Annotated in this window: 17 protein-coding genes; 9 read left to right on the forward strand and 8 right to left on the reverse strand. The window is 72.7% G+C overall.

The window, feature by feature from the left end; genetic code table 11:
* Nucleotides 1-173: 173 nt before the first annotated feature.
* Nucleotides 174-1,016 carry an alpha/beta fold hydrolase gene (locus tag ACH4RC_RS04130; protein WP_398194810.1) on the reverse strand — a complete coding sequence of 281 codons (843 nt, stop codon included), beginning with the start codon at nucleotides 1,014-1,016 and terminating at the stop codon, nucleotides 174-176.
* A 65-nt stretch (nucleotides 1,017-1,081) separates the two neighbouring features.
* Between ACH4RC_RS04130 and ACH4RC_RS04135 the strand changes: the two genes are divergently transcribed.
* Nucleotides 1,082-1,615, forward strand: coding sequence for a cysteine hydrolase family protein (locus ACH4RC_RS04135; RefSeq protein WP_398194812.1), 534 nt, complete (start codon nucleotides 1,082-1,084; stop codon nucleotides 1,613-1,615).
* A 20-nt stretch (nucleotides 1,616-1,635) separates the two neighbouring features.
* On the opposite strand, the gene ACH4RC_RS04140 is transcribed toward ACH4RC_RS04135, so the two are convergent.
* Together ACH4RC_RS04140 and ACH4RC_RS04145 are read right to left on the reverse strand one after the other, a co-directional pair.
* Complete coding sequence (locus ACH4RC_RS04140; protein ID WP_398194813.1) at nucleotides 1,636-2,601, reverse strand: aldo/keto reductase; 966 nt, start codon at nucleotides 2,599-2,601, stop codon at nucleotides 1,636-1,638.
* 164 nt (nucleotides 2,602-2,765) lie between these two features.
* Entirely contained in the window at nucleotides 2,766-3,725 is a 960-nt protein-coding gene (locus tag ACH4RC_RS04145; RefSeq protein ID WP_398194815.1) for an aldo/keto reductase, read from the reverse strand.
* Nucleotides 3,726-3,838: 113 nt separating this feature from the next.
* On the opposite strand from ACH4RC_RS04145, the gene ACH4RC_RS04150 reads away from it, so the two are divergent.
* Together ACH4RC_RS04150 and ACH4RC_RS04155 are read left to right on the forward strand one after the other, a co-directional pair.
* Complete coding sequence (locus ACH4RC_RS04150; protein ID WP_398194816.1) at nucleotides 3,839-4,288, forward strand: hotdog fold thioesterase; 450 nt, start codon at nucleotides 3,839-3,841, stop codon at nucleotides 4,286-4,288.
* Between the two features lie 24 nt (nucleotides 4,289-4,312).
* On the forward strand, nucleotides 4,313-4,798 hold the full coding sequence (locus ACH4RC_RS04155; RefSeq protein WP_398194819.1) for a MarR family winged helix-turn-helix transcriptional regulator: 486 nt from the start codon (nucleotides 4,313-4,315) through the stop codon (nucleotides 4,796-4,798).
* Between the two features lie 56 nt (nucleotides 4,799-4,854).
* On the opposite strand, the gene ACH4RC_RS04160 is transcribed toward ACH4RC_RS04155, so the two are convergent.
* Entirely contained in the window at nucleotides 4,855-5,883 is a 1,029-nt protein-coding gene (locus ACH4RC_RS04160; protein ID WP_398194822.1) for a ketoacyl-ACP synthase III family protein, read from the reverse strand.
* Between the two features lie 110 nt (nucleotides 5,884-5,993).
* Between ACH4RC_RS04160 and ACH4RC_RS04165 the strand changes: the two genes are divergently transcribed.
* Nucleotides 5,994-6,800 (forward strand): enoyl-CoA hydratase-related protein, encoded by an 807-nt coding sequence (locus ACH4RC_RS04165; protein ID WP_398194825.1) that lies wholly within the window; start codon nucleotides 5,994-5,996, stop codon nucleotides 6,798-6,800.
* 213 nt (nucleotides 6,801-7,013) lie between these two features.
* Here the strand turns inward: ACH4RC_RS04165 and ACH4RC_RS04170 are convergent, their stop codons facing one another.
* Together ACH4RC_RS04170 and ACH4RC_RS04175 are read right to left on the reverse strand one after the other, a co-directional pair.
* Nucleotides 7,014-7,394, reverse strand: coding sequence for a MerR family transcriptional regulator (locus tag ACH4RC_RS04170; RefSeq protein WP_398194827.1), 381 nt, complete (start codon nucleotides 7,392-7,394; stop codon nucleotides 7,014-7,016).
* Between the two features lie 34 nt (nucleotides 7,395-7,428).
* Nucleotides 7,429-8,451 carry an MDR family NADP-dependent oxidoreductase gene (locus ACH4RC_RS04175; RefSeq protein WP_398194829.1) on the reverse strand — a complete coding sequence of 341 codons (1,023 nt, stop codon included), beginning with the start codon at nucleotides 8,449-8,451 and terminating at the stop codon, nucleotides 7,429-7,431.
* 456 nt (nucleotides 8,452-8,907) lie between these two features.
* Here ACH4RC_RS04175 and ACH4RC_RS04180 point away from each other — a divergent pair, with 456 nt between their 5' ends.
* Genes ACH4RC_RS04180 through ACH4RC_RS04190 form a run of 3 tightly spaced genes read left to right on the forward strand, consistent with a single transcriptional unit; the run spans nucleotide 8,908 to nucleotide 10,897 of the window.
* Nucleotides 8,908-9,150 carry a hypothetical protein gene (locus ACH4RC_RS04180; RefSeq protein WP_398194832.1) on the forward strand — a complete coding sequence of 81 codons (243 nt, stop codon included), beginning with the start codon at nucleotides 8,908-8,910 and terminating at the stop codon, nucleotides 9,148-9,150.
* On the forward strand, nucleotides 9,147-9,734 hold the full coding sequence (locus ACH4RC_RS04185) for an RNA polymerase sigma factor (protein WP_398194834.1): 588 nt from the start codon (nucleotides 9,147-9,149) through the stop codon (nucleotides 9,732-9,734). Before ACH4RC_RS04180 ends, ACH4RC_RS04185 begins: the two co-directional genes overlap by 4 nt.
* Nucleotides 9,731-10,897 (forward strand): hypothetical protein, encoded by a 1,167-nt coding sequence (locus ACH4RC_RS04190; protein WP_398194837.1) that lies wholly within the window; start codon nucleotides 9,731-9,733, stop codon nucleotides 10,895-10,897. The genes ACH4RC_RS04185 and ACH4RC_RS04190 overlap by 4 nt, the downstream gene beginning before the upstream one ends.
* A 60-nt stretch (nucleotides 10,898-10,957) precedes the next feature.
* Here the strand turns inward: ACH4RC_RS04190 and ACH4RC_RS04195 are convergent, their stop codons facing one another.
* Together ACH4RC_RS04195 and ACH4RC_RS04200 are read right to left on the reverse strand one after the other, a co-directional pair.
* Entirely contained in the window at nucleotides 10,958-11,476 is a 519-nt protein-coding gene (locus tag ACH4RC_RS04195) for an RNA polymerase sigma factor (protein ID WP_398194839.1), read from the reverse strand.
* 77 nt (nucleotides 11,477-11,553) lie between these two features.
* On the reverse strand, nucleotides 11,554-13,002 hold the full coding sequence (locus ACH4RC_RS04200) for a protein kinase (RefSeq protein WP_398194841.1): 1,449 nt from the start codon (nucleotides 13,000-13,002) through the stop codon (nucleotides 11,554-11,556).
* A gap of 345 nt (nucleotides 13,003-13,347) precedes the next feature.
* On the opposite strand from ACH4RC_RS04200, the gene ACH4RC_RS04205 reads away from it, so the two are divergent.
* Together ACH4RC_RS04205 and ACH4RC_RS04210 are read left to right on the forward strand one after the other, a co-directional pair.
* A complete protein-coding gene (locus ACH4RC_RS04205) occupies nucleotides 13,348-22,104 on the forward strand; it encodes an amino acid adenylation domain-containing protein (protein ID WP_398194843.1) in 8,757 nt (2,918 codons plus the stop codon).
* Entirely contained in the window at nucleotides 22,097-25,954 is a 3,858-nt protein-coding gene (locus ACH4RC_RS04210; protein WP_398194845.1) for a type I polyketide synthase, read from the forward strand. Before ACH4RC_RS04205 ends, ACH4RC_RS04210 begins: the two co-directional genes overlap by 8 nt.
* The last annotated feature ends 80 nt before the right edge of the window (nucleotides 25,955-26,034 follow it).

The following is a 26,034-nucleotide window of genomic DNA, read 5'->3' on the forward strand; positions in this document are numbered from 1 at the left end:
GCGGAGCAGCCCCGGGGTGACGTTTCTCACCGCGCCCCGAATTCGCGGTAGGCGGCGGATCCCTGATATGGAACCGAGGATAAAGACTCCGGAAAATTTTTCTCGCAACTATTCTGACGTGGGGTTTTGCCGGTGCATAAGGCGCCTGGACGTCTTCCGATTCGGGGCCGACATCAGGTCCGCCGCACATGGTCGAGGATCAGCGCGCCGATCATCGGTGACCAGTGCGGCGGGAAGATGTGCCCCATGCCGGCGATCCGGCGGAGCCGTGCGCCCGGAATGGCCCGGTGCAACGCCTCACCGTGCTGCACGGGGTAAATCCGGTCCTGCTCGCCGTGCACCACGAGCGTCGGCACGGCGAGTGAGGCGATGCGGCCGGTCAGTGCCGGCGTGCGCGCCATCGCCGTCAAGTGACGTCCGGAGGTGTCGGGTCGGCGGCTGTGCGCCGTCACGCGGTCGACCAGGTCCGTCCAATAGGCCCGGTCGAACAGCGCCGCGTGCCCCACCAGCGCCCGCCAGCCTTCGACCGCCATGGCCCGGTGCTCCTCGGGCTCGGGATCGAGCGCCGCCCGCTCCTGCACCGGGACGTGAGGATCCGGCGGTCCGCTGCCCGCCGGCGGCGAACCGGCGTCCGCGCCGGGGGAACTGGACAGCAGCACCAGCGACCGGACGAGTCCGGGACGGTCGAGCGCCAGCAGCAGGGCGATCGTCCCCCCTGCCGACTGACCCACCACATGCGCCCGGCTCAGGCCGAGCCCGGCGATCACCGCCGCGGCGTCCGCGGCCATCGTCGACAGGTCGTACGCGCCGCCCGACTTGCCGGACCCGCCGGTGTCGCGGTGGTCGTAGCGCACCACGTAGTAGCCCGCCGCGGCCAGCAGCCGGCACAGTGCGTCCGGCCATACGAGGCCCGGCGCGGTCGCGCCCATCACCAGCAACACCGCGGGACGGCGACGGTCGCCGAACGTCTCCGCCCGCAGAAGTAGGCCGTCCCCGGCCGGAATTGACCTCTCCACTGACCTGACTTTTCCCTTGATAGTGTGGCGTGGACGCTGTTGATCTCTCCCAGGGGGAGCACATCATGACCCGCGCGCGCACGGCCCTCGTCCTGATCGATCTGCAACGGTGGATCGTCGACAGGCCCTGGCAGCCGGTGAGCGGTGCCACCGTGACCGACGCCTGCGGACGGCTGCGCGAGCACTTCGCGTCCGCGGACTCCTCGACCGTCGTCCTCGTCCGGTACGTCCGTGCCGACGGCGCCGACGGCGGTCTCGGCGCGGCCCCCAACCACCTGGTTCCCGCGCTCGCTCCGCGTGCCGGGGAGCACGTGGTGACCAAGCACGGCCTCGACGCGTTCGACGACACCGACCTCGGTGATCACCTGCGTCGGGCGGGGGTCACGCGGATCGTACTGGCGGGCCTCTCCACCGCGCACGGCGTCGCGTCCACCGCCACGACCGCGCTGCGCCTGGGGTACGAGGTGGTAGTCGTCTCCGACGCCACCGCCAGTGAGAGCGACGCGCAACACCGCGAGACCCTGGACCGGCTGACCGGGCTCGGCGCACGTACGGGGCCAGTCGCCTCCCTCGTGACCTCGGAGGTCGTCGGAGGCTGACGCGGCTGCCGAAGCGTCGTTCAGTACCGGCTGCCGACCGGAGCGGGCAGCGCGCCAAGATCGGCGAAGTCCTCCTCGCTCAAATGGACTTCCGCCGCGGCCAGATTTTCCCGGAGGTAGCGGGGGTTCTTGGTGCCGGGGATGGGCACGACCTGCTCCCCCTGGGCGAGGGTCCAGGCGATGGCGACCTGGGCGGGAGTGACCGACCGGCGGTCCGCCACCTCCCTGATCCCGTCGACGATGCGCTGGTTCGCCTCCATCGCGGCGCGGTCGAACCGCGGGTTCGCCGTCCGGAAGTCGCCGCTCTCGAACTGGCCGGCGCGCAGCGTCCCGGTGAGGAAGCCGCGCCCCAGGGGTGCGAAGGGGATGAAACTCGCTCCCACGCTCTCGCACCAGCCGACCATGCCGCCCGACGCGCCCGCGAGCGCATCACGCGTCCACAGCGAGAGTTCGGACTGCACGGCGGTCACCGGGTGGATCGCGTGCACCTCCCGGGCCTGTGCGACGGTCGCCTCGGACAGCCCGAGCCAGCGCACCAGGCCCTGGTCCACGAGTTCGGCCATGGTGCCCCACGTCTCGGCCAACGGCACCGTGGGGTCGACGCGGTGCACGTAGTAGAGGTCGATGACCTCGAGGTTCAGGCGTCGCAGACTGGCCTGCACGGCCTTGCGCAGGTAGGCCGGCGAGCCGTCGCGGTGGGCCGCCCGCAGGCGGAGGTCCTCAAGGACGAGGCCGGCCTTCGTCGCGATGACGGCCTCTTCCCGCCGGCCCGCGACCGCCTTGCCGAGAAGGGTCTCGTTGTGCCCGGCGCCGTAGACGTCGGCTGTGTCCAGCAGATTCCCGCCGAGGTCCAGAGCCTCGTTGATGACCCGGACGGACCGCCTGTCGTCGCGGGAGGACTCCTGGTACAGCCAGCTCATTCCCATGCAGCCGAGGCCGATTGTGCCGATCTTGGTTCCCGTGTTGCCCAGACTTCTCAGGCGCACCGTTCTCCCTTTCCTCTCGGACAGCCACCGGATACTGCCGAGGAAAGCTAGCCACGAGATCTTTCATCCCACTGTCGGAACCCGCAAGTGACGGTGGTACGAGCACCACCGTGCGACCACGTCCCGCACAGGTCACAGTCGGGGCGGAGCCCGTGGAGGATGGGTCAGTACCGTGTTCCCACGGCGGTCGGAACGTCCTCGAGGGCGGCCAGCGCATTCTCGTCCAGCGTGACCCCGGCCGCGCCCGCGTTCTCCTCCAGGTAGCGAAGGTTCTTCGTACCCGGGATCACCACCACGTTCTCTCCCTGGGCGAGCACCCAGCCCAACGCCACCTGCGCCGGAGAGGCCTTCAGGCGTTCCGCGACCTGTCGGAGCCGGTCGACGATGGCCAGGTTCGCGGCGAGCGCCTCGGACTGGAAGCGGGGGAGCCGGTGCCGGCCGTCGGACTTCGGCAGGTCGTCGGTGGAGCTGATCCGCCCGGAGAGGAAGCCCCGGCCGAGGGGCGAGAAGGCGATGAGGGCGATGCCCTGCGCGCGGCAGAACTCCAGGACCCCCGACTCGATCGTGTCCCGGCTCCACAGGGACAGCTCACTCTGCACGGAGGCCACGGGGTGCACCGCCTGCGCCCGCCGGATGTCCTCGACCGACGCCTCGGAGAGACCGATGGCGCGCACCTTGCCCTCCCGCACCAGATCCGCCATGGCGCCCCAGCTCTCCTCGACGGGCACCTCCGGGTCCACCCGGTGCAGCTGGTAGAGGTCGACATGGTCGACGTCCAGGCGTCGCAGACTGGCCTCACAGGCACTCCGCAGGTGCTCCGGCCGTCCGTCGCGGTGGCTGGCGTAGCTCTTCGGATCGTCCACCACCAGACCGCCCTTGGTGGCCAGCACGACCTCGTCCCGCCGACCGCGCAACGCCCGGCCGACCAGCCTCTCATTGGTGAACGGGCCGTACATGTCCGCGGTGTCGATCAGGGTGCAACCCAGCTCCACGGCACGGTGAATGACCTCCACGGACGCCATGTCGTCCCGTCCCAGCTCGTCGTAGGCCCAGGACATACCCATGCAGCCCAGACCCACGACGCCGACCTCGGGACCCGAACTTCCCAGCACAGTGCGGCGCATCGCAGCCTCCCTCTCGTCAATGAGGCTGTAACAGTACACATACGTGATAGCCATAGCTACCATAAGACAGAACACGTACACTCACCCGATCTCGCAGAACCACGGAGAGTCGAATGACGCAGTCGGCGGAGACGCTGGGGCCGGTGCCGGTCCTCCCCAACTACCTGGACGAACAGTTGGTGACGCGGATGGGGATCGACATCCTCACCTGTACACCGGACCTCGTCGTGGGCACCATGCCGGTGGCGGGAAACCGGCAGCCGGTCGGCATCCTGCACGGCGGTGCCAGCGCGGTCCTCGCGGAGACGCTCGGCTCGCTCGCCGCATGGGTGCACGCCGGGCCGGACCGGATCATCGTCGGCCAGGAACTCTCCTGCACCCACCACCGCGCGGTGCGCTCCGGCCTGGTGACGGGCGTCTGCCGGCCACTGCACGTGGGGCGCGGAGTGGCCACGTACGAGATCGTGATAACCGACGAGCGGGAACAGCGGGTCTGCACCGCCAGGCTCACCTGCGGGCTCCCCGCCCCACGGCGACAGACGCGCCCCGAAAGGGATGCGTAGGCTCATTCATGGGAGACTACTGATATGGCGGACACCAAAGCGACGAAGCGCGCGCCGGCTTCCAGTGCACCCACGACGACGGTGGTCACGGACAGGCTCGGGAATACCATCAAGCGGGCGGAACAGGCCCTGATCGCGCGCAAGACCCAGGCGCTGCGCCAGTTCGACCTGACGGTTCCCCAGTATTCCGTGCTGCTGCTGCTCTCCCTCTTCCCCGGAGGAATGTCCGCGGCGCAGCTCGCCCGGGAAAGCATGGTGACGCCGCAGACGATGTCGACGGTCCTCACCAACCTGGAGAAGCACGGACTGATGGAGCGCGAGCCCTCCCAGCTCCATCAGAAGGTCATCGTCAACAAACTGACCAAGGCCGGACGCGCCGTACTGAAGAAGGCGGACAAGGAGGCCTTGCGAGTCGAGGACGGACTCAAGGCCGAATTCAGCGCGGAGGAGCTGGAGCGGTTCGAGAATTACCTGGAGCGGGCCATCGAAAAACTGGGCGAGACACGCTGAACCGGGTGGCTCCGCGAGCGAGCCACCCGGTCCGGGTCGTCTTGACCGTCCACCGGTCAGGCGGCGCTCACCAGCAGACACGACCAGGTGAACCCGGCCCCCGCGCTCACCACCAACGCGTACTCACCCGGCGCGAGGCGGTGCCCGGCGCGCAGCTCGGCCAGGCTGGCCGCGGCGTCACCCGCGCCCAAGTGCCCCGTGTCCCGGCCCACCACCAGAATCTCGGCCGGCAGCATCTTGCGGAGGGCGGGCGCATAGGCGAGGTCGATGGTCTTGGCGCCCAGCCGCGGCGGAACGACGTAGCGCAGCGCCGGACTGTCGGACGCCAGCCCCCCGGCGGCGAGGCAGCGCTCCACGACCGCCGCCAGACTCTCGCCGCTGGCCCGGGTGAACGCCTCCATGCCGCCTTGTTCGAAGAACGCCTTCTTCGTACGGCGGATGTCGACCCGGTCGCTCACGGAGCGCGGCACCAGACCGAAGGCGTCGCGTCCGCGGTGCATCCCTTCCAGGTGCGGTGCGGCGACGGTGGTGACGGCGTGCAGCAGCAGGTCCGCGGGGCGCTCTTCGGCGGAGTGGAGCAGCAGAGCGGTGGCGCCGTCCCCGTACGCCATCCCGTAGTCCCCGCGCCAGCGGTCGAAACCCGGCGCGGCGAAGCGGTCCGCCGTTGTGATCAGGGCGTAGCCGAGGCCGGGGTCCGTCAGCAGCCGGGCGGCGCCCACCCCGACGGCCGCCGCGCCGCCGTTGCAGACTTGCTGGATGCCCATGGGCTCGGCCTGCCGGGCGCCCAGCTGATCGGCGATGTAATGGGGAGGGGACCAGAGATCGTGCCCCTGGTAGTACATCCAGGAGTGCAGGACGAGGCCCAGCTCGTCCGGTGTGACGCCGGTGCTGTCCAGAGCCGTTCGCGCCGCCAGCACCGCCATCTCGGGAGCGGCCTTGTCCGCCACCGGCAGAGCCGCGTAGCCCAGTTCCTCGGCGGTGTCCGCCTCCACCAGACCTTGTTCGACGGCTTGCAGGGCGGTCTGACGTGGACCGGGTATCCACGTGCTCAGGCCGGACAGACCCAGCGGTCTCGGTAGTCGCACAGCAATGCTCCGCTCGTCATCAGGGCCTTCATGATAAGCAGCCCACTTAGGAAAGACAGTAGTCTGGCATTTATTCTGTCACTCAGTCTGTCACTTGGGGGTTGACACATATGTCGAAGAGCACCACGGGCATCGAGATACGGACCGATGGCCCGGTGCGGACGATCACCTTCGCCCGCCCCGAGCGCCGCAACGGCATGGACCTGCCCATGTTCGGCGCCTATTACGACGCCTTGGCCGAGGCCGAGGCCGACGACGGCGTCCGTGCCGTCGTCGTCACGGGCGCGCGCAGCAGCTTCTGTTCCGGGGCCACCCCCGACCTGCTCGCCCAGCTCGCCGGAGCGGACGGTCACGAGGGCGCCGCCGAGAAGAGCATGGACGCGGTCCTGGGGCACCCCGCGCATCTTCCGCTGACGATGGGGACCCCGTTGATCGCGGCGATCAACGGCAGCGCGGCGGGCCTCGGCCTCGTGCACGCGCTCTTCGCCGACGTCCGGTTCATGGCGGACGAAGCGCAGCTCTCCGCCGTGTTCAGCCGGTTCGGGCTGATCGCCGAGTACGGCGCGGCCTGGCTCCTGCCGCGCCTCGTCGGCGTCGGCCATGCGATGGACCTGCTGCTCTCCTCCCGGGCGGTGGGCGCCGCGGAAGCTCTGCGCATCGGCCTGGTACAGCACACCGCGCCCCGCGACACAGTGCTGGCGGCGGCGCACGAGTACGCCCACCGACTCGCCGAGACCTGCTCGCCTGCCTCCATGGCCGTCATCAAGCGCCAGATCCTCGACGGCCTGCGCACGCCCGCCGACGAGGCCGTGGCGGCATCGGTCTCCCTCATGCGGGAATCCTTCGGCCGCCCGGATTTCCCCGAGGCCATGGCCGCGCTGCGGGAACGCCGGCAGCCGGTGTTCCCGCCCCGGTAGAACATGCTCCCCGGTTCGCCGCACCCCGGTGGCAGCCGGCCGGGCCCGTGCAGGCGCGCGTCAGCAGCCCGGGCCCCGCCAGGCGGCGCGGCACGCGCCCTCCCGTTCTCGCTGTCGGCGACGGCGCCCGCGGCTTCCGGCACGCGCTGAACGAGGTCTTCCCGAAACCCGCCAGACCCTCGCGGCATAAGGTCTTGGTGAACCGCTGCCGGCTCACGACTCTTGACGAGCACTCGCCGCGAGCTGCCGCACCAGTCTGTCTCGCAGAGTCAGGAGACGCGAGATCTCTGTGTTCAAGGCGTCGACCCGCTGCTGGACGACGCCCGGCGCGGAACCCGGCACGGGCGCGGTGCAGGTGCGGCCGGGATAGGTGAGGAGCAGGTCGATACGGTCGGCACAGGCCCGTACGTCCGCCACGGTCAGGCCGAGCGCCAGCAGTTGCCGGATCGCTCGGACTCGCGCCAAGTCCTGTGGCGAATAGTCCCGTTGGCCTGTCGCCGTGCGGCGCGGAGGCGGGAGGAGGCCCCGCTCCTCGTAGAAGCGCAGAGCGCGCGGGGTGGTTCCGGCGGCGGACGCCGCGTCTCCGATGCGCATGCGAGAGCCTCCCTCTCGTCGGTGGTGCGGACGGTCAGACGTTCACGACCAGGGCTCCGAAGTGCCGTCCCTGGTGCAGTTCCTGCAACGCTGACGGAGCCCGTTCGATGCCCGGCAGCGCCGCATACGGGTAGACGATCTCACCGGAGCGGAGCCAGTCCGTCAGTCGCTCGCGCCACTCCTCCTCCACCCCCGGGTGATCGACAGTCTGGTAGCCGAGCAGCGACACGGAGCGCTTGATGAGGAGGAACGTGTCGATCACGGCAGGTGAGGTGGAGCCGGGGAGGGTGGGATCGAACTGTCCCGACAGCGCCCCGACGACCCCCACACGGGCGCCGGATCGCGTCAACTCCAGTGCTGTGGTGAGCTGTTCACCGCCGACATTGTCGATGATCACGTCGTAGCCGTCCGGTGCGGCCTCGGTGAGCTGCTCGGAAAGCGCTCGCGGACCCGGCACCACCACGGCGTCGTATCCGAGTTCCTGCCGGAGCCGCTCCGCCTTGCCGGGGCTGCGCGTCGTCCCCACCACCCGCCCCGCGCCGAGCAACCGCGCCACCTGGCCGGCCAGTGTCCCGACCCCGCCCGCAGCGCCCGTGACCAGTACGGTCTCGCCCTGCTGCACCCCGGTGAGCCGGGTCAGCGCGCCGTAGGCCGCGGATGCCGTGGACAGCAGCGCCACCGGATCGGGATGCCCGTCGGGCACGACCTGTACGGCGCCCGCGTCGACGACCGCGTACTCGCGCCAGCCGAGCATGTGGGTGACGAGGGCGCCGACCGGGATGTCCGTCCCGCCCGAGCCTGCCGCGACCACCTCACCGAGCGCGGGCCCGAACAGCGGTTCGCCGGGCTTCAACGGAGGGAACGGGAATCCCTTCGCTTCACGTGAGATCAGTGTGCGCAGCCCTGCGAAGACGAGGAACTGCCGGTTGCGGATGAGCAGTTGGCCGGACGAGGGGTGGGGTACCGGGGCCTCGGTGACCCGGAAGTGCTCGGGGCCAGGCAACGCCGAGGGGACGTCGGCCAGTTGTACCTCGAGGCCGGTGGACGGTGCGGACATGGGTGACCTCCTGGAACGGGAACGTACGGGCTGTGTGGTGCCCGGACGCTAACCCCTGACGTGCGGGTGAGGGGCAAGGCTGCTGCACAGAAGGGGGGACGGCACCTCGGTGTGGCCGGACGGGCGGCTGGTCGCCGTGCCCGCGCCGGCCGAACGGCGCGGCAGCCGCCCCGGCGGACGGTGACGGCCCGGTCCCGGAGGGAGAAGAGCGAGGAGCCGCGCATGGCCACCTCCAGCCGCGCACGAAGCCCAGGAGGCTGATGTCCGCCAGCGTGACACGGCCCATGGTGAAGAGCGCTTGCTCGTCCTGTCCGCGGTGGTCCCGTCTCTCAGTTCCCCTTTTGCCTCTGGTTGAACGATTTCGGCGGCCGGGTTCACGCAGCGGGGCTGTTTCCCCTCTCCCTGGCAAGTGGAGCCGTACCCGGCTTCACGACCCGCGCGAAGGGGGCGCCCTCCATGGACTGGGCCACCGCCACTGTTTCGCTTCTCCTCGGTCAGGGGAGCGCCCTACTGGGCCTGTGGCTGCGCCTGAGCTGGCGAATACAGCACGAGTACGCACAACGCCGTTACCTCGCCGCCTCCGTCGAGGCGGTGGCCCACGGGGGGCGTCTGCAGATCGACGAGCACGGCAGCGACGGGCGCCGACTGCGTATGGAGCTCACCTGCAGCCAGGCCAGGACGAAGGAAGGAAAAGCGTGAGCACCCACGAACCGGCGGAGGGCACCGAGCCTTCGGCGGCGGCCGCCGCAGCGGCGACCGGCCACCGCGTGCCCGACCGGCGCAGCCCTCAGCGCCTGTCCATGGACCAGGAGTTCTCGGTCTTCTACCGCAGTACCGTTCGCGGTCTCACTGGTTTCCTGGTCAACCAGGGCGCTTCGCTGCCGCAGGCCGCGGACATAGCTCAGGACACCATGCTCCAGGCATACCGCAACTGGACCGCGCTTCGTACGCCGCGCGCCTGGGTGCACACGGTCGCCTCGCGTGCCTACATCCGGCAAGTCGCCGACGTGCGGGAAGAGCCTGTGGACCCACCGCCCGAGTTGGCCTCACGGCTGCTCAGGCCGAATGCCGTCGAGGAGTGGGAAGCCTGGCACACCGCGCTGCAGTGGGTGCGAGCGCTCCCGCCCCGGCAGCGCCAGGTCCTGGCCTGGAGTATCAGCGGATTCACCCCCACCGAGACGGCCGAGGAGCTGGGGCTGTCCCCGGGAGCGGTACGCGCCAGTCTGCAAAAGGCCCGGCGCACCATCACCGCGGTGCTCAGGCGAGAGCGGGAGGACCAGTGACCGGCCGCCGTAAGACCCCCGTGGTGGAGCGCTGGCTCGACCGGCAGCGCGCCGTACTGGACGGCTTCGGCACCGTTCTCGATGTCGAAGCGGGCCTGCGAGAGGTGTTGCTCCTGGCCCGTACGGTCACGGTCACCGACGACTTCGGCACCGTTCTCGACGTCGAAGCGGGCCTGCGCGAGGTGCTGCCTGCGGACCCGCTCCCGTTGAGCGTCTGGTCATGGGCCGATGCCGCTTCCGATGCCGCCGGCAAGGGTTCCTCGTCCGTTGAGAAGCTGTTGCCGAGCGTGCGTCCTCAGGCCCGTCTGCGGCTGCGTGCTCGCCCTGATGTCGCAAGCGCCTACCGCATTCTCGTCCTCAGCGTGGCCCTGGACCGTTACCTCACTCTCGACCTCGCTCTCGCCCTCGGGCACGATGTCGCGCACGCGCAAGCCCGCGTCTTGATGAAGGCCCTCACGCGAACGCTGGAACTGGCCCGCGAACTGGCCTCCGCCCTCGGTCCCGCGGGTGCCCAGGACCCTGATCTGTTCCGGGTACTCACTCTGGCTCTCGCCCTCACCCTGGAGTCCGCTCGCCGCCACGGCCTGAAGCTCGTCCGGGGTGACGACATCGCTGCCGTGCGCGGACTCGCTCACGACGTCTTCCGGCAGTTCCCGCCCAGCTCCGTCACCATGCCTGAGCATGTCAGCACCCTGCTCGGCACCCTCGACCACGCACTCGACCGCCACCATGAGGTCGACCGCGACGATTGCCGGACCCTCGGTGGCGCCCTTGCCCACGTCCACGGATCCGCTTCCGGGCTCGCCCGCGGAGGCGTTCACGGACCGGCCGCCATCCACGTTCTTGCTCGCGGCCTGGTGCGTATCCGCGTGGAGCGGGTGAAACGCGTCATCGGCAGCGTGTTGGACCGGACGGTGCCGGACGTCGATGCGGATTTCGTCGAGGAGTTCCTCAACGACTTCACGACGTCGGACTTACGCCGTGCCGATCTGGACGGCCTTGACCTCGGTGGAGTGCGCTGGTCGACGCGTGCGACGCGGTGGCCGGAGGTGGTCGACATCGAGCACCTCAAGGCCCGTTCGAAGGAGACCTTCGAGGGCAGCGGCGTCTGGACGGTGCAATGCGGCACCGCGACAGTGGAAGGCGCTGTGGCATCCCCATGACTGCTTCGCGGGGTGTGCGCCCTGTGTCCACCGGGCCTCGGGTCCCGGGCCGGACCCTCCTCACGCCGCCGACGGCTGCCAAGCCTCCTGGAAGCGGCGGCGGGCTCGGTGCAGGCGGGAGCGGACTGTGCCTACCGGGAGGGAGAGGGTTTCGGCCATCTCCTCCTCGTTGAGGCCGTAGGCGCGCAGGGTGAGGACCTGGCGATGGGCGTCGGAGAGGCGGTCGAGGACGTCGGTGATGTGCACGGTGTCCAGCGGGTTCGTCGCCCGGCCGACCTCCACCTGGGAGTACGCCGTCTCCGCGCCGCGTCGTTTCGCGGTGCGGACGGCTTCGCGGACGGTCACCGAGCGCACCCAGCCGTAGAACGCCGCCGGTTCACGGAGCGAGCCCAGGCCGCGGTAGACGGCGAGGAGCGCCTCCTGTGCGGCGTCGGCACCGTCGTCGTGGGTGATGGAACGGCAGATGCGCGCGACGTACGGGGCGATGTCGGCGAGCAGGGTGTTCATCGCGCGCTCGTCACCCGCCTGGGCACGCCTGAGCAGCGCCGGGAGAGTCGGGATGTCGCTGACGGTGTTCATTGCGCGGAGCGCTCCTCAGGGCAGCCGGGGCGGGTGTGACGAGGGGGGAGTGCCGCTCGGTTCGGATTCGGCTCGGGTCAGCTCGCGGTCGTCGGTACGCGTCCGTCTCCGGGTACGGGTACGGGTCCTGGTACGTGTTCGGGTCCCGGTACATGTTCGGGTTCGGCGGTTTCCGCGAAAGCGACCAGGCCGTCGCGGACGTCGTCGCGGAACGCCCGCACGTACGACGGGCTGAAGCAGGACGTGAAGTGGGGGAACTCGACGGCCAGCCGGCCCTCGAAGGAGACCACGCACGCCATCACCGGGCTGCGGCCCGCCTGCGGGAAGTAGTTCTCGCGGGCCGGGACAAGGCGGACGTCCGTCGCGCGCAGTCCTTCGGGGAGGCGAGGGCCGGGGACCACGCCCATGTTCGTCACGATCACGGTGGCCAGTTGCAGCGTCGGGTGGCGGGGGATCTCCGGCATGATCCGGAGCTCCTGGATGTGGTCTCCGCGGTCGATGTGGTCCCGCAGCCCGGTGTGCAAGGTCCGTGCCAGCGCGAGTGGTTCCGTCTCCCGGTCGACCTCGACCGTCTGCAGATGAGTGGCGACCGCGGCCACCATGACGGAGGGCGACAGCGGCGGGGTCAGCCGGGAACGCAGGTCCACGGGTGACAGGCAGCCCAGTGTGCGAGCGGCGTCGCCGTCCAGGCGGCGCCGGGCCGCGCGCACGACCGCCGCGCTCACCAGCGCGTGCACGGAGACACCGGAGCGGCGGGCGGCCTGCCGGAGCAGCGCCGTGTCCTGCGGGCCCAGTGTCAGCCGGGCGGTCTCGATGTGTCCGTCGGGCGCAGCGGAGGTGGAAGCCGAGGCGGGGGGCTCGGCCGCCGGGCGCGGTACGTCGTACGGGACCAGGTCCACCTGGCGCGTTGCCGCCCGCTCCACGCGCTGCGCGAGGTATGTCGCGGTGTCGGCCTCGTCGCCGTGCGGCAGCAACTCGCTCACCGGGCGGGGCCAGCCGCCTCCATCCTCGGGGGCCGTCTCCGAGCTCCCCTCCGACAGGCTCCGGTACCGGTCCCACAGACTGTTGTGCAGCGTGATGCTGCTGTGCCCGTCCGTGATCGTGTGGTCCACCACCAGTACGAACAGGTGGTGGTCGCCGTCCTGGTCCCCCTCCGGCGCGCTGACCAGCACCGCGCGGACCAGCGGACCGCCGACCGGCAGCGGGGCGTTCAGCTCCGCCGCGTACGCCTCATCGAGGTCGCCGGTACGCGTGATCAGCCGGGGCGTCTCCTCCTCGGGGAGCAGTCGCAGCGCGTACCCCGCCGGGCCGCCGGGCACGATCCGTGACCGCAGTGTCGGCTGCTCGGCCGTGACGGCGTCGAACGCGGCCGACAGCGTCTCAGCGTCGACGTTCCCGCGCAGCGCGCAGGAGAGCACCGCTCTGCTGCGCTGGCCCACGTACAGCGCCTCGGCCGGACACAGCGCCCGCTCCGGGCCACTCGGGCCACCCGAACCGTTCGAGCCGTCAGTCATCTTCTCGTCCATGGTTTTCCGCGTCCGTGCTTTCCAGAAGGGATAAGGAGGATCAGACAGGAGTCAGGAATTCGCGTTCTCGCCACGAGAGTGCAATGCCACGAGAGTGCAACGCCACGAGAGTGCAACGCCACGAGAGTGCAACGCCAAGAGAGTGCAACGCCGGGAAGAGCCGGATCAACCTGTCGGCATTGTGCGGCCGGTAATCGCGTGATTTCCCTAGAACCACCGGGCCCGCCTTGCCATGAGCCGGCCGGTGAATCAGCGTAATGAGTCGGCCGGACCGGTGACCCCCGTCCGACCGGGCCGGATGTTCCCCGACCGTGTGATCACGGCTTGTCACGTGAGGGATGTGCCATGTCACTCCACGAGGACGATCGTCGAGCGTTGAGCCTGCCGCTGACCGGAGCCCAGGAGGGTCTTTGGTACGCACAGCGGCTTTCTCCGGACAGCGCCGCCTACAACACCGGTGAGGCCGTGGAAATACACGGTCCCGTCGATGCCGACCTGTTCGAGAACGCGTTGCGGCGCACCGTCGGCGAAGCCGACACGTTCGCTCTGCGTTTTCTCGACACGGACGACGGACCCCGGTGCGGGCGGGCACCGTACGCCGATGACTGGGCGCTGCACCGTATCGACGTCAGCGGCGCGGACGATGCCGAGAGCGCCGCCTGGGAATGGATCCGGGCGGACCTGGCGGCTCCCGTGGACATCGACAAGGGGCCGCTGTTCTCGCACGCCCTGCTCACCCTCGCTCCCGACCGGCACATCTGGTTCCTGAGGGCGCATCACATCCTGCTCGACGGCTACAGCTTCAAGCTCATCGGACGTCGGCTCGCCGACACCTACAACGCGCTGGCCTCGGGCGGGCAGCCGGCCCCCGCCGTCTTCGCCCCGGCGGACCGGCTCCGCAGCGACGAGGCGGCCTACCTCGCCTCCGACCGGTACGAGCGCGACCGCGCCCACTGGGCCGAGCGGCTGGCCGGGCTGCCCGAGCCCGCCCGGCTCACCCGCAGGACGGCCGCGCCCGTCGCCCCGTTCCTGCGCCGCACCGCCGAGCTGACCTCCGCCGAGGCCCAGGCGCTGGCCGCGGCCGCCGCCCGCCTCGGCGTCACGCGTACCGACCTGCTTGCCACCGCCGTCTTCACGTTCCTGCACCGGATGACCGGCGACGAGGACCTGGTCCTGGGCCTGGCCACCATGAGCCGGCTCGGCAGCGCCGCGCTGCGCACCCCGGGCACCGCCTCCGACGTCCTGCCGCTGCGCGTGCCCGCCGCCCCCGGCGCGTCCGTCGCGGAGCTGGCACGTACCGTCGCCGCCGAGCTGAAGGCGTTGCGGGACCACCAGCGCTACCGGGGCGAGTTCCTCCGCCGCGACCTCGGCCTCCTCGGCACCGGCCGCCGGATGTACGGGCCGGTCCTCAACATCGTCCCGTTCACCGAGTCGCTCGACTTCGGCGGGCACGCCGCCACCTGGCACCACCTGTCCGGCGGCGCCGTCGACGACCTCCAGATCTCCGTCCGGCCCGGGACGGAGCCCGACGGACTGTGGCTCGCCTTCGACGCCAACCCGGCGCTGTACGAGGAGGACGAACTCGCCCTCCACCGCGACCGTTTCCTCCTGCTGCTGCGACGGCTGGCCGCCGCCGAGCCGACGTCGGCGCTGCGCGACCTGGACCTGCTGCTGCCGGGCGAGCACCCGCGGGACACCCCCGTGCGCGCCCCCGCCGCCACAAGGCCCCGCACCGGAACCCTCACCGAGCTCTTCGAGCAGCGCGCCGCCGCCGTGCCGCAGCGGACCGCCGTGACATCCGAAGGCGACAGCCTCACCTACGCGGAGCTCAACGCCGAGGCCAACCAACTGGCCCGGCTGCTGACCGAGCGCGGCGCGGGCCCCGGCCGGGTCGTGGCCCTCGCGATGCGGCGGGGGCTCAAGCTGCTGCCCGCACTGCTGGCCGTGCTCAAGACCGGCGCCGCCTACCTGCCACTGGACACCGGCCACCCGGCGGAGCGGCTGCGGCTGGTGGTGGAGGACGCGCGGCCCGTCCTCCTCGTCACCGACGCCGACCGTGCGGAGCTGCCGTTCGCCGCCGGTGTCCCGACGGTCTCCCTCCATGATCCGCAGGTCCGGCAGGAGCTCCTCCGACGGCCGGCCGGTGACCTCACCGACGCCGAGCGCGGCGGCCCGCGCGACCCGTCCGACATCGCGTACATCATTCACACGTCCGGTTCCACGGGCCGCCCCAAGGGCGTACCGGTCCCGCACGCGAACGTCGCGCGGCTCTTCACCGCCGCCGCAGGCCACTTCGACTTCGGCGAGAACGACGTGTGGACGCTGTTCCACTCCTACGCCTTCGACTTCTCCGTGTGGGAGATGTGGGGCGCGCTGCTGCACGGCGGCCGCCTGGTCGTTGTGGAGTACGCCGTGAGCCGCTCGCCCCGGGACTTCCTGCGGCTGCTGCGCGACGAAGGTGTCACCGTCCTCAACCAGACGCCGTCCGCGTTCGAGCAACTGATCGACGCCGACCGCGAGTCGGCGGCAGAGTCCGGCGCGCTCCGGTACGTCGTCCTCGGCGGCGAGGCGCTGCGCCCCGAACGGCTGCGCCCATGGGCCGACCGGTACGGACTCGACGCCCCGGCGCTGGTCGACATGTACGGCATCACCGAGACCACCGTGCACGTCACCCACCACCGTCTCACCCGCGCCGACCTGGACGACCCCCGCCGGGGCAGCGTCGTCGGCACGCCCCTCGCGGACCTGCGCGTGTACCTCCTCGACCCGGCGGGGCGCCCGGTGCCGACGGGCGCCACCGGCGAGATCTACGTGTCAGGACCCGGGGTGGCCGTCGGCTATCTGAACCGGCCCGACCTCACCGCCGAACGCTTCCTCGACGACCCCTACGGGCCACCCGGCAGCCGCAGCCGGATGTACCGCTCCGGCGACCTGGCGCGCCGCCGCGCCGACGGCACCCTCGAGTACCTCGGGCGGGCCGACGCGCAGGTGCAGCTGCGCGGTTTCCGTGTCGAGCCCGGTGAGATCGAGGCCGTCCTCGCCCGGCACCCGCGGGTGGTACGGGCCGCCGTCGTCGTCCGCCGCGCCGCCGACGGCGCGCAGCAGCTCGTCGCCTACACGGTCGCGGCAGCCGGGGAGGCGGCACCGCACCCCGCCGAGCTGCGTGCCCACGCCGCCGCGCACCTGCCCGAGCACATGGTCCCGGCCGCCTGCGTCCCCGTGGACGCGCTGCCGCTGACCGCCAACGGGAAACTCGACGTACAGGCCCTGCCCGCACCGGACTTCACCGCGGCAGCGGCCGGGGCCCGCCCCACCACACCGCGGCAGACCCTGCTCTGCCGGCTGTTCGAGGACGTGCTGCGGCTGCCCCGGGACACCGTCGGCGTCGACGCGAACTTCTTCGACCTGGGCGGCGACTCACTCTCCGCGACCCGGCTCCTTGCCCGCCTGCGCGCGGAGACGGGCACGGAGGTGCCCATCACCGCCCTGTTCGACGGGCCGACGCCGGCCGCACTCGTCGAGCGGCTCACCGCACAGGGCGACACGGTCCGTCCGCTGCCCGCCCTGGGGAACGTCGTCCGGCCCGAACGCCTGCCGCTCTCCTTCGCCCAGGAACGCATGTGGTTCCTGAACCGGCTCGACGACGGGGCCGCCACCTACAACATCCCGCTCGTCGTCCCGCTGCGGGAGCCCGTCGACGAGGAGGCGCTGCGGGCGGCCCTCGGCGACGTCACCGACCGGCACGAGAGCCTGCGGACCCTGTTCGCCGAGCACGACGGAGTGCCCCACCAGCGCATCCTCGCGCCGGGGGAGCTGTGGCCCGGGCTGCGCCGTGTGGACTGCCCCGCCGAGGAGGTCGGCACCCACGTCGTCGCAGCCGCGCGGCACCGCTTCGACCTCACCCGCGAAGGCCCGCTCACCGCGGCCCTGTTCGGCACCGGACCGGTACGCACCCTGCTGTTCGTGCTGCACCACAGCGCGGCCGACGGCTGGTCGCTGCGCCCGTTCGCCGACGACCTGAGCACCGCGTACGAGGCGCGCCGCGCGGGCCGGGCGCCCGTATGGGAGGCGCTGCCGGTGCAGTACGCGGACCATGCCGTGTGGCAGCGCGCCCTCCTCGCCCCCGAACCGGAGGGACCGGGGCGCCTCGAGCGGCTGACGGCCCACTGGCGCGAGACGCTCGCGGACCTGCCGCCGGAGTGCACGCTGCCCGGCGACCGGCCGCGCCCGGCGGCCCCGCGCGGCGGCGGCGCACACGTCACGGCGACGGTCTCCCCGGAACTGCACCAGAGGCTGCTGCGGCTCGCGGACCGCTCGGGCGCCAGCCTGTTCATGGTCCTGCACGCCGCCGTCAGCGCCCTGCTCACCCGCTGCGGCGCCGGCGAGGACGTCGTCGTCGGCACTCCGGTCGCGGGCCGCTCCGAACCCGCCCTGGACGACGTCGTCGGACTGCTCACCAACACGCTGGTCCTGCGCGCCGACACCGCGGGCGACCCCGCCTTCCGCGACCTCGTCGCCCACGTGCGCGGGCACGACCTGCGCGCCCTCGACCACCAGGACCTGCCCTTCGACCGGCTGGTGGAGGAGCTCAACCCGCCCCGCCATCCGGCCAGGCACCCGCTGTTCCAGGTGATGCTGGCGCTCCAGAACAACGCGCGCGCCGTACTCCGCCTCGACGGACAGGTCCTCCCGCTGCGGCCGACCGCCACCGGCACCGCCAAGTTCGACCTCTTCGTCGACGTCCTCGAACGGCACGACGGCACGGGCGCGCCCGACGGCCTCGACCTGCACGTCGAGTACGCGACCGACCTGTACGACGCCGGGACGGCCGAGGCGTTCGCGCACACCCTGCGCGAGGTCCTCGCGGCCGTGTGCGCCGACCCCGACGTACGGGTCCACGCGCTGCCGGCGCTCCCCCCGCGCGCCCCGGGCGCCGTGACGGAGGCCGGCACCGGGCTCATGGAGGCGGAGCGCACGGCGCTGTCCGTCCCCGGCATCCGCGACGCGGTCGCCCTGCCCGCGCCGGACGGCGGGCCCCCGCGCCTGTACGTCGTGCCCGGCCGCGCGGACGCCGCCGAGCGGGTCGAACAACTCCTCGGCGCCGACGGGGAGAACCCGGTCCGCGTCACGGCGGCCGGCGTCCTGCCCCGTACCGCCGACGGCTCCGTCGACGCCGACGCCCTGCGCGCCCTGCCCCTCGTCGACCGCACCGCCGCCGACTCCTGGCGCGAGCGCCTCGCCCGCATCCCCGGCGTGACCGCGGCCGACGTCACGGTGGAGGACGTTCCCGAGGAGCTGGGCCGCCGCCACGTCGGCGCCCCGCGCCGCTTGGGCCCGCCGGAGCCGACAGAGGCGCCCACCGCGACGACCGCGCCCTCCGCCGCCCGGGTCCCGGCGCTGAGCGAGGGCCCGGAACTCACCGGAGTCTCCGTGTCCGGCTGGGGTGAGGCGCTGGTGCGGGCCGCGCAGAGCCCGTACGGCGAGGTCGTGCACGTCCACGCCGACGGCAGCGAGCACCGGCGCACTTACGCGTCGCTGGTGACGGAGGCGTCCCGGGTCCTCGGCGGACTGCGGCGGGCCGGGCTGCGCCCCGGCGACCAGGTCATCCTCCAGTGCGACGTGAGCGAGGACTTCCTGGCCGCGTTGTGGGGCTGCGTCCTCGGTGGCTTCGTCGCCGTCCCGCTCACCGTGCCCGCCTCGTACACCACGCCCTCCGCCGCGCTGGCCAAGCTGGAAGGCATCTGGAAGATGCTCGGCCGGCCCTGGATCGTGTGCTCCCCGGGCCGTGAGGCGGACCTGCGCGGCCTCGCGGACCGGCGCGAGTGGCCCGAACTGCGGCTGACGACGGCCGACGCGCTGCGCGAGGCGCCGGAGGACCGCGACTGGTACGAGGCGCGCCCGGACGACCTCCTCCTGCTGCTGATGACCTCGGGCAGCACGGGCCTGCCGAAGGCCGTACGCCAGAGCCACCACGCCGTGCTGAGCAGGTCCGCCGCGACCGCGCAGCTCAACGGGCTCGGTGAGCAGGACACCACCCTCAACTGGATCCCGCTCGACCACGTCACCGGCGTGGTCATGTTCCACCTGCGCGACGTCTACCTGGGCTGCCGCCAGATCCACGCGCCCACCTCCTGGATCCTGGAGGACCCGACGCGCTGGATGGACCTCGCCGACCGGCACCGGACCACCGTCACCTGGGCGCCCAACTTCGCCTTCGGCCTCCTCGCCGAGCAGGCCGACCGCTTCCGCGACCGGAGCTGGGACCTGTCGCCGGTGCGGCTCGTGATGAACGCGGGCGAGGTCGTCGTCGCCTCCGCCGCCCGCCGCTTCCTGCACGCCCTGAAGCCGTTCGGGCTGGCGCAGGACGTGATGCACCCCGGCTGGGGCATGTCCGAGACCTGCTCGGTCGTCACCGACGCCGTGCTGCCCGGCGAACCGGACGGCTCCGACGAGTCGTTCGTCAGCTGCGGCCGCCCCTACCCGGGGTTCGCCATGCGCGTCGTCGGCGAGGACGGCACGCTGCTCGCCGAGGGCGAGGTCGGCCGGTTCCAGGTCCGCGGCGCCTCCGTGACGAGCGGCTACCACGACAACCCGGCGGCCAACGCCGAGGCGTTCACCGGCGACGACTGGTTCGACACCGGGGACCTGGCGTTCCTGCGCGACGGCGAGCTGTACATCACCGGCCGCGCCAAGGACGTCATCATCGTCAACGGCGTCAACCACTACAGCCACGAGATCGAGGCGTGCGTCGAGGAACTGCCGTGCGTCGTACGGAGCTACACCGCGGCCGTCGCCGTGCGCTCCGACCCGTCGGCGGCCACCGACGAACTCGCGCTGTTCTTCCACCTCGCCGAGGGCCAGGACCCGGCCGACGCGATGCGCCGCATATCCGGCAAGGTGACGCGCGAGATCGGCGTCAGCCCCGCCTTCCTCGTCCCCGTGGCCGAGAACGCGATACCGAAGACCGAGATCGGCAAGATCCAGCGCACCAAGCTGCGCAAGGCCTTCGAGGCGGGCGACTTCGACGGGGCGGTCCGCGAGGCCCAGTTGCTCATGGGCACCGCCGCCACGCTGCCCGACTGGTTCCTGCGCCCGGTGTGGCAGCGCGCCACGCGGCACCGCCCCCGCGCGGTTACGGCCGGACGGCACACCCTCGTCCTGGCGGGCGGCGACCCGCGCGCACACGATCTCGCGCGGCGGATCGCCGAGGCGGTGCGGGCGGACGGCGGACTGTGCACCGTGGTCACGGAAGGGGCGGCGTACGAGCGGATCGACGCCGCGCACTACCGGGTCAGGCCGGCCGAAGAGACCGATCACACCTCCCTGTTGCGGCAGTTGGACGCCGACGGGCGGCCCGTCGACGCCGTCGTGCGCTTCGACGGGCCGCACACCACCGCGGCGTCGCCCCTGGACGACACCGGCCCCGGCTCCCTCCTCGCGCTCGCCCGCGCCCTCGCCGCCCGGCCAGGACATCAGCGCCCCGTCGACCTGCTGTACGTGACGGCGGGCGCCCAGGCCGTGGCGCCCGGGGACGACGCCGCCCCGGCGCACGCCATGGCGGGCGCCTTGCTGAAGTCGCTGGGGGAGGAGTTCACCTGGCTGCGCGGCGTGCATCTGGACATGGCGCTCGACGATGCCGAGGACCCCGTACCCGTACTCCTCGCCGAGGCCGCGGACGCGTCGCCCGACGCCGAGGTCGCGTGGCGCGACGGCCGACGGTACGTACGCCGCCTGGCCCCGCTGCCCGACCAGCCGCCGCACGCCGGACTCCCGGACGGCGCGCACGGGTTCGCCCTGCTCAGCGGTGGCCTCGGCGGCGTCGGCAGCGAGGTCGCGGCGCATCTGCTGAAGACGCCCGGCACCCGCCTGCTGCTGCTCGGCCGCACCCCGCTGCCCGCCGAGGACACCTGGCCGCACCACCTGGCCGAGGGCGGCTCCGTGGCCGGCCGCATCGAGACGCTGCGACGCCTTTGCGCCCTCGGCGAGGTCCGCTACGCGTGCGCCGACGTCACCGACGAGGCCCAGGTGCGGGCGGCGGTGGACGAGGCCGCCGAGGCGTGGGGCGCGCCCCTGACCTCGGTGCTGCACCTCGCCGGGGTGCGCGACGAGCGGCCCGTACGGGAACTGGATCCCGCGTCCTGGCACCGGGCCGTGGCGGCGAAGGCGCACGGCGCGTGGACGCTGCACCGCGTCGCCGCCGACCACCCGGTGACCTCCTTCACCACCTTCTCCTCCGTGAACGGCTGGTTCGGGGGCGCCATGAACGCCGCCTACGCCGCCGCCAACGCCTTCCTGGACGCACTCGCCCTGCACCGCCGCGCCCTCGGCCTGCCCGCGCAGAGCCTGGCCTGGAGCCTGTGGCACGAGCGCGGGATGAGCCGCGGCTACGGGCTCGCCGCGCTCGGCGAGGCCCGCGGCTACCGGACGCTCGACACCGCCGCCGCGCTGCGCTCCTTCGACCTGGCCCGCACCGTGGACGAGCCGCACCTGCTGATCGGCGCCGACCGCGCCGCCCCCTGGGTGCGCAGCCACGCCACGGGCCCGGCCCGGCAGGTGCGGCGGCAGGCCGCGCGGGTCGCCCTGGCGGAGGGCACCGATCTGGGCACCCTGTACGGCGCGGCGGCCGATGCCGCACGAGCGGCCGGCCTCGGCGACGCGTGGGTGCTGCGCTCGGCGGGCAGCGCCGCGCAGCCGGCCGGCCCGGACACGGGGGAGCGGCTGCGGCGCCTGGAAGGTGAACTGGCCCGACTGTGGTGCGGCGTTCTGGGACGCGACCGGGTGGGCCGGGACGAGAACTTCTTCGACCTCGGCGGCAACTCCCTGCTCCTGGTCACCGCCCAGGTGGCGATCAACAAGGAGTTCGGCTGCGAGCTCTCGGTCGTCGACCTGTTCGCGCACCCCACCGTGCGCGACCTCGCCCGCCACCTGTCCGCCCTGACTGACGTGGCGGACGTCGAAGCGGCCGGTGCGCCGCCGGAGCCGGAGGCCCCGGCCGCCCCGGAGCAAAGTGGCCTGGACAAGGCCAAGGAACAAGCACGGCGGCAGCGCGCGGCCCGGGCCCGCCGCTCCGCCCGCAACGGGAAGGACCGAGGCCATGCGTGACACCACCTCCCCGCAGGACACGTACCAGGACACGCACGAGGAGGAGGCGCCCGCCATCGCCGTCATCGGCATGGCAGGCCGCTTCCCCGGCGCCGACGACCTGGACGCCTTCTGGGACAACCTGGCGTCGGGCCGCGAGTCGGTGCGGCCCGTCACGGACGAGGAGTTCCTCGCCGCGGGCGGCGACCCGAGCGACCTCGACGACCCCTCCCTCGTCCGCATGGCGTCGGTCGTCGACGGCATCGACCGCTTCGACTCCGGGTTCTTCGGTTACAGCCCGGCCGAGGCCGCCGTCGTGGACCCGCAGCAGCGGCTGCTCCTGGAGACGGCCCACCACGCCCTGGAGGACGCCGGCTGCCTCGGCCCCACCGCCGAGGCCGAGGCCGAGGCCGAGGCCGGGACCGGCACGGTCGGCGTGTACGCGGGCAGCGGCGACAGCCGCTACTACCCGGCGCACGTCCACCCCCGCTTCGCCGGGCAGCCCGGCTCTGTGGCGCTCGTGCACGCGGCCACCGCCAACTCCCTCGGCACGCTCGCCACCCGCGTCTCCTACGAGCTGGGTCTCACCGGCCCGAGCGTGTCCCTGCAGACGGCCTGCTCCACCGCGCTCGTCGCCGTGCACACCGCCTGCCAGGACCTCCTCGACCACCGGTGCGACACCGCGCTCGCCGCCGCCGTCTCCCTCAACCCCTCGGCGCGGCTCGGCTACCGGCACGTGCCCGACGGCCCCTTCTCGCCCGACGGCCACTGCCGCGCGTTCGCCGCCGACGCGGCCGGCACCTCCTCCGGCGACGGCGTGGGGGCGGTCGTCCTCAAGCGCCTGGAGGACGCCCTCGCCGACGGCGACCGGGTCCGCGCCGTCATCCGGGGCAGCGCCGTCAACAACGACGGACGCCGCAAGGTCGGCTTCAGCGCGCCCAGTTCCGCCGGGCAGACCGAGGTGATCCTCGCGGCGCAGGCGCAGGCGATGGTCGACGCGGGCACGATCGGCCTGGTCGAGGCGCACGGCACCGCCACCAAGCTCGGTGACCCCATCGAGGTGTCCGCGCTGACCGAGGCGTTCCGGCAGAGCACGGACCGCACCGGGTTCTGCGCCCTGGGCTCGGTGAAGACCAACATCGGCCACCTCGGGGCCGCCGCCGGGATCGCCGGGCTCATCAAGGCCGTACTGGCCCTGGAACACCGGCAGATCCCGCCCAACCTGCACTTCGAGCGGCCCAACCCGCTGATCGACTTCGCCGCCGGACCGTTCCGGGTGCCCACCGCCCTGGAGGAGTGGCGGGCGGACGGCCGGCCCCGGCGGGCCGCGGTCAGCGCTTTCGGCATCGGCGGCACCAACGCGCACGTCATCCTGGAGGAGGCGCCGCCGGTCTCGCCCGCCCCGCCCCGGGCGCCCGAGGACGGCCGCCGCCTGGTCCTTCCGCTGTCCGCGCGGACGGCCGGCGCCCTGCCCGGCCAGGCCGAGGCCCTCGCCCGCCACCTCGAACACCGGCCGGACCTGCGCCTGGACGACGTCGCGCACTCGCTGCGCACGGACCGGCCCGCGCTGCGCCACCGCCTCACCGTGACCGCCGCCTCCCGCGACGAGGCGCTGACCGCCCTGCGCGCCGCCGCGCCCGCCGCACCGGCCCTGACCGACGAACCCGCCCGGGTGGCGTTCCTGCTGCCGGGCGGCGGCACCCAGTACCCCGGCATGGGGACGGAGCTCTACCGCGACCACGCCGTCTACCGCGACATCATCGACGAGTGCGCGCGCATCCTGCGGCCGACCCTCGGCGGCGACCTGCGCACCACCCTGTTCGACGACCCGAAGCCCGACAGCACCGCCCTGTTCGCCGGTCTGGTGGCGACCGAGTACGCGCTCGCCCGCACGCTCATGGAGGCGGGGGTACGCCCGGACGCGCTCATCGGGCACTCGCTCGGCGAATACACCGCGGCCTGCCTCGCCGGGGTCATGGACCTCGACGCCATGCTGCCCCTGGTCACCGAGCGGATCCGGCTCATCGCCTCGGCGGGCGGCGCGACGGTCGGCGTCGCGGCGCCGGCGCAGGAAGTACTGCCGCTGCTCGACGACGAGCTGTCCCTGGCCGCCGTGAACGGACCCGCCGCGTGCACCGTCGCCGGGCACGCCGACGCCGTCACGCGCTTCGAGGCCGAACTCACCCGCCAGAACCTGCCGTTCCGCCGACTGCGCATCCCCGCCGCGGCCCACTCCCACGTCCTGGACCCGGTCCTGGAGACGTTCGAGAGCCACCTGCGCACCGTCACCCTGCGCCCGCCGCGCATCCCGTACGTCACCAACGTCACCGGCGCCTGGGTCACCGACGCGCAGGCCACCTCGGTGAGCCACTGGCTCGACCACACGCGCCGCACCGTCCGCTTCACCGACGGCGTCACGGCCCTGTGGGAGCGGCTCGCCCCCGTCCTCGTCGAGATCGGTCCCGGCGACACCATGACCAAGCTCGCCGCCGCGCAGCTCGCCGAGCACACACCGGCCACGGTCACCACCATGCGGCACGCCAAGGCCGACGCCCCGGACGGCTTCGTCCTCGCCGAGGCGCTCGGCCGCCTGTGGAGCGCGGGCGTGGACGCCGCGCTCCCGGAGGTGCCGGGCAAGCCCAGGCGCGTACCCCTGCCCGGGTACGCCTTCGAACGGCTCCGCCACTGGATCGACGCGCCCGGCGCCCGCACGGACCCTGACGCGCCGGACACGCCCGCCACGACCGGACCGGGTACGGGCCTGGCGCCGCGCCCGCGCCTGACGACCGCGCACGTGCCGCCGCGCACCGACCGCGAAGAGACCGTGACGCGGCTGTGGGAGGAGACCCTCGGCATCGGCGGCATCGGCGTCCACGACAACTTCTTCGACCTCGGCGGCGACTCGATGCGCGCCGTGCTCCTGGCGGGCCAACTGCGCCGGGCCGGTGTACTCGACGTGCCCGCCGCGACCCTGCTCGCCGCGCCCACGGTGGCCGGCGTCCTCGCGGCGGCCGACGAGAGCGGCGCGGACGGCGGCGAGCACGGAGCAACCGCGCTCGGCCCGCTCCTGCCGCTGCGGACCGAGGGAAGCGCCGCGCCGCTGTTCTGCGTCCACCCGGGCGCGGGCGTCTCCTGGCGCTACACCGGTCTGCTGCCCCACCTGGGCGGCGACCAGCCCGTCTACGGCATCCAGGCCGCGGGGCTCGACTCCACCCGGCCGCCGGCACCGGACGCCGCGGCCATGGTCGCCCACTACGTCGACCTCGTGCGCGAGGTGCGACCGCACGGCCCGTACCGGCTGCTCGGCTGGTCGTACGGCGGCTTCGTGGCACATGCGATGGCCTGCGCGCTGCAGGAGCGCGGCGAGCGGGTCGAGCTGCTCGCGATGCTCGACGCACCCCAGCCGTACGGCAGTGCCCACGACGCCGGAGCGGCCGAACGGCAGGTGGCGGCCCTCCTGACGCGAGTGGCGGGGCTGCCCGTAGAGCCGGGCGCGGAGCTGCCGGACGTCGACGCCGTCCTCGACCGCATCGGCACGGCGGTCACGGCGGACGCCGCGGGTTCCCCCGTCACCCGCGCCGAGGCGGCCGCCATCGCCGAGGTCATGCGCAACAACCTGCGTATCGCCCCGCAGTTCGCCCCCGGCGCCTACCGGGGGGACGTGCTGTTCTTCAGCGCCGCCGAGGAGGGGGCGGAGGGCTCCGGGGACCTCGCGGTCATGCCGGGCAAGGCCGACGCCTGGCGCCCGTACGTCGACGGCGCCCTCCACGACCACCGGGTGCCCTGCGGCCACTACGAGATGACCGAGCCCGATCCCATCGCCCGTATCGGCGCGGTCGTCGCCAAGGCGCTGCGGTCGGCCTCCGCCTGACAGCCCCGCGCCTCGCCTCGCCTCGTCCCGTCCCGTCTCGTCCCGTCTCGTTCCGTCCCCGCTCCTGTCACGAAGGGCCT

Source organism: Streptomyces sp. NPDC016845 (assembly GCF_044332585.1).
Lineage (GTDB): Bacteria > Actinomycetota > Actinomycetes > Streptomycetales > Streptomycetaceae > Streptomyces.

Coding starts and splice junctions, on each gene's coding strand:
- ACH4RC_RS04145 (WP_398194815.1), bottom strand. CDS start 3,725: ATGCGCCGCACTGTGCTGGGAAGTTCGGGTCCCGAGGTCGGCGTCGTG.
- ACH4RC_RS04135 (WP_398194812.1), top strand. CDS start 1,082: ATGACCCGCGCGCGCACGGCCCTCGTCCTGATCGATCTGCAACGGTGG.
- ACH4RC_RS04150 (WP_398194816.1), top strand. CDS start 3,839: ATGACGCAGTCGGCGGAGACGCTGGGGCCGGTGCCGGTCCTCCCCAAC.
- ACH4RC_RS04210 (WP_398194845.1), top strand. CDS start 22,097: ATGCGTGACACCACCTCCCCGCAGGACACGTACCAGGACACGCACGAG.
- ACH4RC_RS04170 (WP_398194827.1), bottom strand. CDS start 7,394: ATGCGCATCGGAGACGCGGCGTCCGCCGCCGGAACCACCCCGCGCGCT.
- ACH4RC_RS04200 (WP_398194841.1), bottom strand. CDS start 13,002: ATGGACGAGAAGATGACTGACGGCTCGAACGGTTCGGGTGGCCCGAGT.
- ACH4RC_RS04205 (WP_398194843.1), top strand. CDS start 13,348: ATGTCACTCCACGAGGACGATCGTCGAGCGTTGAGCCTGCCGCTGACC.
- ACH4RC_RS04175 (WP_398194829.1), bottom strand. CDS start 8,451: ATGTCCGCACCGTCCACCGGCCTCGAGGTACAACTGGCCGACGTCCCC.
- ACH4RC_RS04180 (WP_398194832.1), top strand. CDS start 8,908: ATGGACTGGGCCACCGCCACTGTTTCGCTTCTCCTCGGTCAGGGGAGC.
- ACH4RC_RS04155 (WP_398194819.1), top strand. CDS start 4,313: ATGGCGGACACCAAAGCGACGAAGCGCGCGCCGGCTTCCAGTGCACCC.
- ACH4RC_RS04165 (WP_398194825.1), top strand. CDS start 5,994: ATGTCGAAGAGCACCACGGGCATCGAGATACGGACCGATGGCCCGGTG.
- ACH4RC_RS04195 (WP_398194839.1), bottom strand. CDS start 11,476: ATGAACACCGTCAGCGACATCCCGACTCTCCCGGCGCTGCTCAGGCGT.